Raw genomic sequence first — 12,630 nt, forward strand, 5'->3', positions numbered from 1 at the left:
TCCTTAAGCGAGGGCAGGTTGAGGGTTAGATGCCTTGAGTTGCAGCTCGCCCTTGAGGATTTCCTCGGCGAACATCTCGGCAGTGCGCGCAGCGGCGGCGGTCATGATGTCGAGGTTGCCGGCGTACTTGGGCAGGTAGTCGCCCAGGCCTTCGACCTCCATAAAGATCGACACTCGATTGCCGTCGAACACCGGCCCGTTCACCAGCTTGTAGCCTGGAACGTACTGCTGTACTTGCTCGATCATGTTGGCAATGGCCAGGCTGATCGCGGCCTGATCCGGCTCGGTTTCAGTCAGGCAATGCACGGTGTCGCGCATGATCAGCGGTGGTTCGGCCGGATTGACGATAATGATCGCCTTGCCTTTTTTCGCGCCGCCTACCTGCTCGATGGCGCTGGCGGTGGTGCGGGTAAATTCGTCGATATTTTTACGTGTGCCCGGGCCGACTGACTTGGACGCTGCTGTGGCCACGATCTCGGCGTAAGCCACGGGTTGTACGCTGCTTACTGCAGCTACCAGCGGAATGGTCGCCTGGCCGCCGCAGGTGACCATATTGACGTTCATCGCGCCGCGCTTGAGGTTGGCCTTGAGATTGACCGGTGGTACGCAGTACGGGCCAATGGCAGCGGGGGTGAGGTCGATCATCAGCACGCCCAGCTCGTTGAGTTTGCGGCTGTTCTCGGCATGGACATAAGCCGATGTAGCATCGAAGGCGATCTGGATATTGTCCGCCAGCACGTGCGGCAGCAGACCGTCGACCCCGTCACTGGTGGTTTTCAAGCCCATTTCGCGGGCACGGCTCAGGCCTTCGGATGTGGCATCGATGCCTACCATCCAGACCGGCTCCAGCACGTCGCTGCGCAGCAACTTGTAGAGCAGGTCGGTGCCGATATTGCCCGGCCCGATCAGGGCGCATTTGATCTTTTTGGTCATGGGAAAGGTCTCGAACGGGGTTTAGGACACAAAGCGCAGTCGGGCCGAGCCCAGGCCGCTGAGGGTCAGGCTGACCTCATCGCCGGGTTGCACCGGCACCAGCGGCGCCAGAGCACCGGAAAGGATGATTTCACCCTTGCGAAACGGGATGTCGAACTTGCCCAGGGTGTTGGCCAGCCAGGCTACGGCCTCGCAGGGGTGGCCCTGGACTGCAGAGCCAAAACCGTTACCGGCGGGCTGGCCGTTTTTCAGCAGGTGCAGTTCGACCTTGGCCAGGTCCAGCTCACGGGGGTTGATGCGCTGCTCGCCGAGGGCAAACACGCCACACGAAGCGTTGTCGGCCACAGTGTCCTGGATGCGGATTTTCCAGTCGGCGATGCGCGAGTCGACAATCTCGAAACACGGCACCACCCATTGACTGGCGGCCATCACGTCCTCGGCAGTAATGCCGGGACCGTGCAAATCTTCGCCAAGAATAAAAGCGATTTCGCCTTCGGCTCGTGGTTGAACCAGATGGTTGGCGGCAAAGCTCACATCGCTGTTGTCAGCCACTTGCATGCGATCGGTCAAAAAGCCGAAGTCGGGTTGATGCACATCGAGCATCTCTTGCACGGCACGGCTGGTGACGCCGATCTTTTTGCCGATTACCTGTTCGCCCAGGGCTTGGCGGCGCTGCAAAAAGCGCAGTGAAATCCGGTAGGCGGTTTCCAGGGTCAAGTCCGGGTAGCGCTGGGTCAGGGGCGCAAGGCTGCGGCGCTCGCGCAAGGCGTGAAACAACTCATCGCCCAGGGCTTCAATCAACTGTGTGTCCATTAATACGCTCTCTCTAAAACCCAATCCCTTTGTGGGAGCGGGCTTGCTCGCTATGCAGGCGACGCGGTCTATCTGATAAACCGCATTGATGCGATCGCGAGCAAGCCCGCTCCCACAGTTGTTATGTGTGCTGGATTAGCCCGGCCAAACGCTCGATTCAGCGCCGCCGTCCACTTCCAGGATCTTGCCGGTGACCCAGCGCGAAGCCGGGGTGGCCAGGTACAGCGCAGCGGCGGCGATATCTTCAACTTCGCCCAGACTTTGCAGCGGGGTGGCCTTGATCATGCCTTCGCGCATGGCCACCGGCAGGACGCGGTTCAGGGCGTCGGTCAGGACCGGGCCAGGGGCAATCGCATTGACCCGTACCAGTGGTGCGAAATCCTGGGCCAGCAAGCGGGTCATATGGCTCAGCGCAGCCTTGGCGGTGCCGTAGGCGCTGAATTGGGTTTGCGCATAACGCGCCGCACCCGAGGTGATATTGATAATGTTGCCGTTACCTGCCTCGCGCATATGCGGCACACACAGCTGGCTCAGGTGATAGGCCGAAGACACGTTGAAGCGCATGATTTCTTCAAAGCGTTCAACACTCAGTGTCAGCGGATCATTGGGGCCGGCGCCGCCAGCGTTATTCACCAGATGGGTGATGCGCCCCATCTGCTCACGGGCTTGGGTAACCAGCGCGCTGCGCTGCTCGCTGTCATTCACATCGCAGGTCAGGGCCAGGGCCCGGCGGCCAAGGGCACGTACTTCTTCGGCCACGCCTTCAACGTCGCTCAGGGTGCGGGCTGCCAGTACCACATCGGCGCCTGCTTCGGCGTAGGCCAAGGCGATTCCACGGCCAATGCCGCGTCCGCCGCCGGTGATCACGGCCACGCTGCCGGTCAGGTTGAAGCGCTGAATAATGTTCATAAAGGGTCCTGTTCCTTTTTGGCTAAAGACTTAGCGGGGCGCCCACAGATCAGGCAAACCGGGATCACTGGCGGCAATCAAGCGCTTGAGCAGCACCTTGAGGGCCTGGGCATCCCCGGGGCCGAGTTTGGCCGACACGTTCTCTTCCACCGCCTTGGCCAGCGCCAATTGTTGCAGCGAAGCTTCGCGGCCGGTGGCGGTCAGTACATAGCACGGATCTTGCTGGCTGCCTTCGAGGGCGACCAGGTTCTGCTTCTCGAGAAAACGCATGCTCGCCACGCTGACTACATGCCCGGTGTAGCTGACGAAGGTGTTGATTTCGTTGAGGGTCAGGTTGTCGCGGATGCACAGCACCGAGAGGATAAAAAATGCATGCTCGTCCAGTTTCTGGTTGCTCAGCAGGCGATGCAGGGCATCGAGCAACTGGTAATGAGCGCGACCCAACAAATACCCGAGCAAGTCCTCGGTGTAGCTGCACTCCGGCGGTGGCGGGGTGGTTGCCAAGCGCAACTCGCTGCGTGGTTTGCGGGTCGCCAGTGCGTATTGGCCGCTCTGAAAGGCCAGCGGGGCACGGTCGCTGTGATCGAAGGCGAGCACTTCGCCAACAAAAATCACATGATCGCCGCCTTCATATTGAAAGGCGGTGCGGCACTGGAAGCGGGCGGTACAGTCTTGTAGCAGCGGCGCTTCGCTGATCCCGTTGTCGAGTTCAATCTCGGCGAACTTGTTCTCGCCCTGCATCGCAAAGCGCCCAGACAGAGGCTCCTGCTCGGTCGACAGCACATGCACGTTCCAGTGCTTGCCGGAACTGAATACCGGCAGGCTGCGAGCGGACTTGGCCAGACTCCACAGCACCAGCGGCGGGTTGAGCGACACCGAATTGAAACTGTTGGCGGTAATGCCGATGGGAGAGCCGTCTTCAGCCTGGGTGGTGATGATCGTCACCCCGGTGGTGAAGGTGCCCAGCGCGGTACGGAATGCCTGCGGATCGAAACTGCTTTGCATTGCCATGACGAACCTCATGGATTGGATTTTCGTGCTGGCAGTATTCCCCTCGGCGCAGGGTGCTACATCGTCTTAATGGACTAACGAATCCAGCCGATTATCGTCCGATTGGACGAGGCATTCCGGGGCGCAGTTCGCTAGCGTCGGCTCATCGAACCGGTGTATCAGAGGACTCATCCATGACGTTCAGCAGCACTGCTCCAGAACAGCTGCCCAGCCTGTTGGCGGCGCAGAAACAGGCCTTTGTCGCGGCCGGGCCCGTCAGCGCAGAGCTGCGCCGGGCGCGGATCCAGCGCGTGATAGAACTGCTGGTGAGCTACCAGCAGCCGCTGATCGAGGCTATGGATGCAGATTTTGGCGGCCGACCCCAGGGTTTTTCGTTGATGAATGATGTACTGGGCTCGCTGGCATCGCTCAAATATGCGCGCGATCATCTTGAGCACTGGGTTGAAGACGAGCCACGCCAAGTGTTTTCACCCTATGACCAAATGGGCGCCAAAGCCTGGGTGATGCATCAACCCAAAGGCACCATCGGCATTCTTGGCACCTGGAATGCACCGCTGTTTACCTTGCTCAGCCCTCTGGCGTGCGTATTGGCGGCGGGCAACCGGGCCATTCTCAAACCCTCGGAAGTGGTGCCACGTACCGCTCAGGTGTTGGCCCAGGCTTTTGCCGAGTGGTTCGACCCGCTGGAAATTGCTCTGGTGACCGGTGATGCCGAACTGGCGCAGGTGTTTACTGCGCAGCCTTTTGATCATCTGGTGTTCACTGGCAGTACCGCGGTAGCACGCTCGGTGATGCGCAATGCCGCAGAGAATCTGGTGCCGTTGACCCTTGAGCTTGGGGGAAAGTCCCCGGTGATCATTTCCCGCAGCGCTGACATGAGCAAGGCAGCCTTCAGCATTGCGGTGGCCAAGGCCAATAACGGCGGGCAAATCTGTATCAACCCGGACCTGGTGTACGTGCCGCGAGAGCAGATGGAAGATTTTATCGACCTGCTGGGTGCGGCCTACAGTGAGCTATTGCCCACCACGCAAGACAACCCGGATGTGGTGGCGGTGGTCAACGCCAGGCATTTGCAGCGTATAGAAGGTTATGTGCAAGACGCCCGCGCGCGTGGTGCCCGGGTCGAAAGCTATCCGCAGGCGCTTGAGGCCGATGCCGGTTCACGTCGGCGGCCATTACAAGTGGTGATCAACCCGCCCTGCGACAGCCAGGTCATGCGCGAAGAAATTTTCGGCCCGGCGCTGGTGGTGCTGCCCTATGAGCAACTTCAGTCAGCGCTGGACGACATCCACTCCAGGGAGCGTCCGCTGGCGCTGTACTATTTTGGCCAAAGTGAAGAGGAGCAGCGTCATGTGCTGCAAAACACCATTTCCGGTGGTGTGAGCATCAACGATGTGATGATGCACGCAGCTTTGCACGATGCACCGTTTGGCGGGATAGGCGCCTCTGGCATGGGGCACTACCATGGCCGCGAAGGGTTTCTTGAGTTCAGCCACATGCGCAGTGTTTACAAAGCCCCACCCCATGATCCGCGCCGCGAATGGGGCCTACTGCCGCCCTATGGCGAGCATTTTTTGCCGACCATGCAATCGATGGTAACGGCCGACTGAAAAACGGCTGCCCTGTGGGAGCGAGCCTGCTCGCGAAGACTTCTATTGCGTCGTAACCTTCGCGAGCAGGCTCGCTCCCACGGTGTGTAAGTCCTCAATAAAAACAAGATATGTTCTGGAGATTGACCTTGCAAAACCCTGTTGAAACACCTGAAGAACCTACTGGCTGGCAGCGTCGTCACGTACTCAAGGCAGGCGCCCTGGCTGTGGGGGCCGGTCTGTTGGGGCGCTTTGCCAATGCCACCAGCGGCACCGGGATCTCGCCCACCGAGTATGGGGCGATGGATGCCACGGATATGGCCCGCGCCGTGCAAAAGGGCGAGCTGAGCCCGGAGAACCTGCTTGCAGCGGCGATGGCCCGTTGCGATGCGGTCAACCCCAAGGTCAACGCCGTCAATATGCGTCATGACGAATACGCCAACGCGCTGCTCAAGGCCCGGCGCGCCAGTGGCGCATCGAGCACTGGCGCGCTGGCCGGGGTGCCGATCCTGATCAAGGACCTCAATACCTACCTTGAAGGCACCCGTACCACCAATGGTTGTCGCCTGTACAAGGATGCGCCGCCAGCACCTCACACCAGCACCCTGATTGCGCGCTATCAGGCGGCCGGTGCCGTGCCGTTTGGCAAAACCACTTGCCCGGAATTCGGCCTGACCACTACCACTGAGTCACTGCTGTGGGGGCAAACCCGCAACCCGTGGAACCTGGCCAAGAGTGCAGGAGGCTCGTCCGGTGGTGCGGCTTCGGCCGTTGCCGCAGGTATTGTGCCGGTGGCCCATGCTACTGACGGTGGCGGCTCGATCCGTATACCGGCGTCCTATTGCGGCCTGGTCGGGCTTAAGCCGACGCGCTACCGCACCCCCAGCGGGCCGGGTAAATATGAAGGCTGGTTTGGTGCCAGCGTGGCTAACGTGGTGTCGCGTAATGTGCGCGATATGGCGTTGTTTCTGGATGTCGGACAGGGGCATGAGGCTGGCAGCCCGTATTGGGCCAAACCACTGGTCCGGCCCTATGTCGAAGAGCTACGCACTGCGCCCGGTCGTTTGCGTATCGGCGTAGTGCGCGACTCGTTGACCGGCGCACCGCTGGACCCCGCCGTAGTCAGGGTGCTCGACGATACGGCCAAACGCTTGGCAGCGCAGGGGCATGAAGTGGAAGAACTGCGACTCAACATCGACCCGCGACAGTTGTTCGGTGCCCACGGTTCGGTAATTGGCGATGCGTTACTGACCATGGTTCACGACCGCGAACAAGTGCTGGGCCGCAGCGCCACAGCCGACGACTACGAGCGCATCACTCAGGTAGTGTTGGGCAATGCGCAAAAGGTCACCGGGGAGGGCTTGTACCGGGCGCGTCAATCGTTCGAAAGCATCGGCGGCTACATGGAAGATCAGTTTCAGAAGTACGACGTGATCCTGTCGCCGGTGACAGCCAACGTGACTCCGGATCTGGGCCTGTTGAGCCTCAATCAGCCCTGGGAGAGCTATGCCCACAACGCCATGGGCAGCGCGTCTTTTACCGTGCTGGCCAACGTCAGCGGGCAACCGGCGCTGTCCTTGCCGGTCGGCATGAGCGACAACGGCCTGCCCATCGGCATGATGTTCACCGGGCCGCTGGGTGGGGAAGACGTGTTGCTGCGCCTGGGGGCACAGATCGAGCAGGATCGTCCTTTCGCGAAGTTGCCAGTACTTTAAACGCATCCTCCCCCGAGCCCTCTCTCTTTGGGAGAGGGTTGTGGTGATGGCCAGCCTCCCCGCGATATCCCGACTAGTCCACTTTGACGATGATCCACATCCCGCCTGGCGGGATTATCCGTCATACACCGCCCGCGCATTCGCGCAGCGAGAGACTGACGGAGAACACACGGATGGATCAGCTACGAGAGAAAAGTCCGATTGAGCTTGAGCTGCTGCAACGCGCACGCAATCTGATTCCTGCGCTCAAAAGCCGTTCAGCCCAGGCGGACAAGGACTGCAAACTGCCCGATGAAACCGTGCGCGATATGCAAGAAGCCGGTTTATTTCGTGCCCTGCAACCGAAGATGTGGGGCGGGCATGAAGTCGACCTGCGCACCTTCTTTGAAATTCAGATGACCCTGGCCGAAGGCTGCATGTCCACCGCCTGGGTTTTTGGGGTCGTGGGCGTGCATCCGTGGCAACTGGCGCGTTACCCGGTCGAGGCCCAGCGCGATGTCTGGGGCGAAGACAGCTCAGTACTGGTGGCTTCGACCTATATGCCGGTGGCCAAGGTCACGCCGGTCAAGGGCGGTTATCAGGTCAGCGGGCGCTGGGGTTTCTCCAGCGGCAGCCAGCATGCGCAGTGGTGCCTGCTCGGCGGCATCGTGCCGCAAGACGAAACCGGCCCCACCGAACATGGCACTTTCCTGATCCCGGCCAGCGACTATCGCATTGAGCAGAACTGGGACGTAGTGGGCCTGCGCGGCAGCGGCAGTCACGACATCGTCGTGGAAGATGCGTTTGTCCCGGCCCATCGGGTACAGCGCACCAACAACTACAGCATCGAAGCCACACCGGGGCGCCTGGTCAATACCAACCCGATGTACTCCATCCCGTTTGCCCAGGTCTTTGCCCGCGCCGTATCGACTTCGGCCCTGGGCGCGCTGCAAGGGGCAATCAACGAGTTCCGTGACAACGCGGCAAAACACATCGGCAAGCACGGTGCCAAAACCGCTGAAGACCCGGCTGCCCAGGCCGTTGTGGCCGAAGCCATCATTACTGTCGACTCGCTCAAGCTGGTGCTGATGCGCAACTACGGACACCTGCTGGCGCTGGCTGGCGCCGGAGAATACCCGGATGTTGAGACCCGCCTGCTGTATCGCTACCAGTCGTCCCATGTGACCAATGTGTGTGCCGACCGAGTCAGCGACTTGCTGCGTTGCATGGCGGCTTCGGGCTTGTACAACACCAACCCGGTGGCGCGTTTCTTCCGCGATCTGCACCAGGCACGCGGGCATATCGCCAATAACGAGGCGGCTTACCGTCGTAGTTATGGCCTTGTGCAACTGGGCCTGCCCAATGCAGACCCGTTTGTTTGACTTGATCCTGCACTAAACCTCAGACCTCAGCGCAAGGCATAACAATAATGACGGCTCACGATCAGTCTCAGTCCAGCTATGACGTAATTGTTGTCGGCTCCGGTGCCGGCGCCATGACCTCGGCCCTGTTTGCGGCTGATCAGGGCCTGTCGGTTCTGATTGTCGAAAAAAGCGACAAATATGGGGGGACTTCTGCGATTTCCGGCGGCGGTATCTGGATCCCGAACAACCATTACTTTGCCGCGATAGGCGGCCAGGACAGCCCTGAACTGTCGATGCAGTACCTCAAGGCCGCCACCGCTGAGCATGGTGACTCTCAGCGCCTGCAGGCGTATCTGGATAACGCTGCGCCGATGATCAAAAAGCTCACCGACAACAGTCGCGTGCGCTATGCAGTGGCCGACAAATACCCCGATTACTATCCGCAACTGCCCGGCGCATTGCCGGGCGGGCGTACCCTGGACCCCGAGTTGTTCGACACCAGCCTGCTTGCCGAAGAACTGCCCAACCTGCGCAAGCCTTCGCCCTCGACCCTGTTGATGGGGCGCATCGCCTGGACCGCGCGCGACGCACACAAGGCCATGGCCCGCAGCTTTGGCTGGCAATGGCTGATTTTCAAGCTGATGGCACGCTACAAGCTTGATTTCAAATGGCGCCGCAAAAGCAAATACGATCGTCGCGCTGCCCTGGGCAGTTCGCTGGTGGCCTCGTTGCGCCGCTCCCTGATGGACCGCAACGTACCGCTTTGGCTCAACACCAACTTTGAGGATGTGCTGCTCGACGGTGATCGGGTGTGCGGGATCAAAGTTGCAACCGGCGGCAAAATCCTCGAACTCAAGGCCCGTCGTGGGGTGATTTTTGGTTCGGGCGGTTTTGAGCAAAACCAGACCTTGCGCGAGAAGTACCTGCCGCAACCCACCCGTGCCAGCTGGAGCGCCACGCCGCCGGGCAACAACACCGGGGCTGCGCTTGAAGCCGGGCTCAATATTGGCGCCGCCACGGCACTGATGGATTGGGCCTGGTGGGCACCGACCATTGCCGTACCCGGCGAAGAAAAACCCCGTGGCGTATTTGCCGAGCGGGCGTTCCCTGGGGCGATTGTGGTCAACGGGCTGGGGCAGCGATTTGTCAACGAGGCAGCGCCGTATTTGGAGTTCGTCGACGCCATGTACACCGACAACCACAAGACGGGCGGCCGCTCGGTGCCGTCGTGGGTGATTTTTGACGGTCATTTCCGTTTCACCTACGCCATGGGCCCGCTGATGCCCGCCCAGGTGGTGCCTGACAGTCGACTGCGCAAGGAATGGCTCAACACCGTGTACTGGAAGGCCGACAGCCTGGAAGCGCTGGCCCGGCAAATCGGAGTTGATACCCAAGGATTAAGCAGCACCGTGGAAAAGGTCAACCGCTACGCGCAAACCGGTGTCGATCTGGACTTCGACCGTGGTGGTAACGTATTTGACCGTTATTACGGCGACAGCAATATCAAACCCAACCCGTGCCTGGCGCCGCTGCGCAAAGGCCCGTATTACGCTATGCGTCTGGATGCCGGGGATATCGGCACCAAAGGCGGATTGCTGACCAACCAACACGCTCAGGTGGTACGTGAAGACGGTGAGCCGATCCCCGGTCTGTATGCCATCGGCAACTGTTCGGCTTCGGTGATGGGCATCAGCTATCCCGGCGCCGGTGGCACCCTGGGCCCGGCCATGACCTTCGGCTATATCGCCGCTAACCATATCGCCAGCGGCGTATCGGCAACAGCGAGCAACAAGGCACGGGTGCTGTTATGAGCCGGAGCAGAAACACCAGCAGCAACAGCAAGATCCTGGCGCCATTGCAAGCCGACCGACTGAGCGGCCGCGACTGGCACGACACCTGCGATGTATTGGTGATCGGCTGGGGTGCGGCGGGTGCCTGTGCCGCGCTGGAAGCCTGCAGTACTGGTGCCCATGTGATCGTTGCCGACCGTTTTACCGGCGGCGGCGCCAGCGCTAAAAGCGGTGGCGTGGTGTATGCAGGCGGCGGAACCCGGCACCAACAGGCTGCCGGTTTTAGCGACAGTTCCCAGGCAATGTTTGATTACCTCAAGCATGAAACTCAGGGCGTAGTCAGTGATACAACCCTGCAAAAATTTTGCGATGACAGTGTCAGTAACCTGAACTGGCTTGAAGGTCATGGTGCGAGTTACGCCCACAGCGTGCCGCCAGGGGGGAAAACCTCTTACCCGTCCGATGGCTATTTTTTGTATTACTCCGGCAATGAGCTGGTGCCATCCCATGCCGGTACTCAGTCACCGGCACCACGCGGGCACCGCACCGTGGGCAAGGGCCAGTGTGGCGCTGTGCTTTACGGCCACTTGAAAGACGCGTGTCTGCGCGCAGGGGTGCAACCCTTGCTGCAATCCGCCGCGCGGCGGTTAGTGGTGGATGGCAGTGGCCGGGTAATTGGCGCGGAGCTCTGGAGCCTGCCTGAGGGCAGCCGCGCGGCCCGGCTACACGCACGCTTGGCGGCGCGGGCTGAGCGCCTGCAAAATTTCGCCCCCGGGTACTGTGACCGCCTGCGGCAAAAACTCAGCCAGCTGGAGCGCGATCACGGTCAACCGGTACTGATTCGGGCCCGACGCGGAGTCATTCTCAGCACCGGCGGTTTTATCTTCAATCGCGAGCTGATCCGCGACTACGCGCCCGATTTTCGCCGCAACTTCAAGGTTGGTGCTACCGGTTGCGATGGCAGTGGCTTGCTGTTGGGGCGGTCAGTGGGGGGCAAAAGCGAGCGCTTGGGACGGGTTTCAGCCTGGCGCTTTATCAACCCGCCGCACTGCTGGCCCAAGGGGATTGTGGTCAATACCAACGGCCAGCGTTTTTGCAATGAAGAAGTGTACGGCGCCACCCTCGGCCAACCGCTGTGCGAAGAGCAGGGCGGTCAGGCCTGGCTGGTGCTGGATGCGCGTTTGCGCAAACAGGCGATCCGCCAGGCGCTGTTCGGCGGCTATTGGTGGTTCCAGACCCTGCCTGCACTGGCCCTGATGTTGTTCAAGGTGCGCAAGGGCGACAACCCCGACCAGTTGGCAAACGCCTGTGGCATGCAGGCCGGTGAGTTGAGCTGTGCGTTACGCGCCTACAACACTGCTGCCCGTGGCGAAGGGCCGGACGCTTTTGGCAAGTCCCAAGGCAGCCGTCAGGTACTGGACAAGGGGCCGTTCTATGCCTGCGATATCAGCGTCGGCAACCCGATATTCCCCCTGGGGGCGCTGACGTTGGGCGGGCTTAAAGTCGATGAATCCAACGGCGCAGTCCTCGACACACAGGGCCTGCCGATTGCCGGCCTGTTCAGTGCCGGGCGCACCGCTATTGGCGTGGCATCACACCTGTACATCAGCGGCTTGTCACTGGCTGACTGCGTGTTTTCGGGGCGCCGGGCTGGCTTGTCAGCCTCTTGTGGGAGCGAGCCTGCTCGCGATGCAGTATATCAGTCTGATCAGGTTGATGCCTTCGCGAGCAGGCTCGCTCCCACAGAAGCTACAGGGGTGACCTTATGAGCGCACGAGTCGAAGGCAAGGTTGCATTGATCACTGGCGGTGCCAGTGGCGTGGGCAAGGCCTCTGTTCTGCTGCTGGCCCGTGAAGGTGCCAGCGTGGTGATCAGCGATATCGATGTTGCTGCCGGGTTGGCCCTGGCCGAAGAAATCGGCCCCGGGGCGCAGTTCATTGAGCACGATGCAAGCAGCGAAGCCGATTGGACGCGGGTGATTGACACTATCCGCCAGCGTCATGGGCGCCTGGATATCCTGTTCAACAATGCCGGCATTCTGCTCAAGGGCGATATTGAAAACACCGATTACGCTGACTGGCAGCGGGTGCAACGAATCAACTCGGACGGCGTATTTTTGGGCTGCCGGGCCGCCATCAGCCTCATGAAAGAGGGCAAGGGCGGCTCCATCATCAACATGTCCTCCATTGCCGGGATTGCCGGGCGTGATGACTACGTCGCGTACAGCGCGTCCAAAGGGGCGGTTGCTGCGTTGTCGCGCACGGTGGCGGTGCTGTGCCGTCGGCGCAAGTACCGCATCCGCTGCAACTCCCTGCACCCGGACGGCATCCTCACCCCCATGACCACCGCCAGTTTGCCGGCCGGGCTGGACCCCTGGAGCCTGACCATCGACGCCGACCCCATGGGGCGTATGTGTTTACCCGAAGATGTCGCCGCCAGTGTGCTGTTTTTGGCCAGTGACGAGTCGCGGGCCATCAGCGGTATCGAGCTGCGGATCGATAGCGGCCAGTTTGTGATGAGTATCTGA

10 protein-coding genes are annotated in these 12,630 nt (G+C 60.8%); 6 read left to right on the top strand and 4 right to left on the bottom strand.

Annotated elements, in window-relative coordinates; all coding sequences use genetic code 11:
• Positions 1 to 3 precede the first annotated feature (3 nt).
• The 4 genes from N7D90_RS10670 to N7D90_RS10685 form a co-directional block, all read right to left on the bottom strand.
• Positions 4 to 933 carry an acetaldehyde dehydrogenase (acetylating) gene (locus tag N7D90_RS10670; RefSeq protein WP_261742121.1) on the bottom strand — a complete coding sequence of 310 codons (930 nt, stop codon included), beginning with the start codon at positions 931 to 933 and terminating at the stop codon, positions 4 to 6.
• Between the two features lie 21 nt (positions 934 to 954).
• On the bottom strand, positions 955 to 1,746 hold the full coding sequence (locus tag N7D90_RS10675) for a fumarylacetoacetate hydrolase family protein (RefSeq protein WP_261742122.1): 792 nt from the start codon (positions 1,744 to 1,746) through the stop codon (positions 955 to 957).
• Positions 1,747 to 1,881: 135 nt separating this feature from the next.
• Positions 1,882 to 2,655, bottom strand: a complete 774-nt coding sequence (locus tag N7D90_RS10680) for a glucose 1-dehydrogenase (protein ID WP_261742123.1) — start codon at positions 2,653 to 2,655, stop codon at positions 1,882 to 1,884.
• 30 nt (positions 2,656 to 2,685) lie between these two features.
• Positions 2,686 to 3,666, bottom strand: coding sequence for a flavin reductase (locus N7D90_RS10685; protein ID WP_261742124.1), 981 nt, complete (start codon positions 3,664 to 3,666; stop codon positions 2,686 to 2,688).
• A gap of 173 nt (positions 3,667 to 3,839) precedes the next feature.
• Here N7D90_RS10685 and N7D90_RS10690 point away from each other — a divergent pair, with 173 nt between their 5' ends.
• The 6 genes from N7D90_RS10690 (at position 3,840) to N7D90_RS10715 (ending at position 12,630) form a co-directional block, all read left to right on the top strand.
• A complete protein-coding gene (locus tag N7D90_RS10690) occupies positions 3,840 to 5,276 on the top strand; it encodes a coniferyl aldehyde dehydrogenase (protein WP_261742125.1) in 1,437 nt (478 codons plus the stop codon).
• 110 nt (positions 5,277 to 5,386) lie between these two features.
• Positions 5,387 to 6,970, top strand: a complete 1,584-nt coding sequence (locus tag N7D90_RS10695; RefSeq protein WP_261742126.1) for an amidase — start codon at positions 5,387 to 5,389, stop codon at positions 6,968 to 6,970.
• Between the two features lie 173 nt (positions 6,971 to 7,143).
• Complete coding sequence (locus N7D90_RS10700; RefSeq protein WP_261742127.1) at positions 7,144 to 8,331, top strand: acyl-CoA dehydrogenase family protein; 1,188 nt, start codon at positions 7,144 to 7,146, stop codon at positions 8,329 to 8,331.
• 47 nt (positions 8,332 to 8,378) lie between these two features.
• A complete protein-coding gene (locus tag N7D90_RS10705) occupies positions 8,379 to 10,124 on the top strand; it encodes an FAD-binding protein (RefSeq protein ID WP_261742128.1) in 1,746 nt (581 codons plus the stop codon).
• Complete coding sequence (locus N7D90_RS10710; RefSeq protein ID WP_261742129.1) at positions 10,121 to 11,872, top strand: FAD-binding protein; 1,752 nt, start codon at positions 10,121 to 10,123, stop codon at positions 11,870 to 11,872. The genes N7D90_RS10705 and N7D90_RS10710 overlap by 4 nt, the downstream gene beginning before the upstream one ends.
• The gene (locus N7D90_RS10715; protein ID WP_261742130.1) at positions 11,869 to 12,630 is read left to right on the top strand and encodes an SDR family oxidoreductase; all 762 of its coding nucleotides are present in this window, start codon (positions 11,869 to 11,871) and stop codon (positions 12,628 to 12,630) included. The genes N7D90_RS10710 and N7D90_RS10715 overlap by 4 nt, the downstream gene beginning before the upstream one ends.

Source organism: Pseudomonas fragi (assembly GCF_025426255.1).
In the GTDB taxonomy this organism is placed as follows: Bacteria; Pseudomonadota; Gammaproteobacteria; order Pseudomonadales; family Pseudomonadaceae; genus Aquipseudomonas; species Aquipseudomonas kulmbachensis.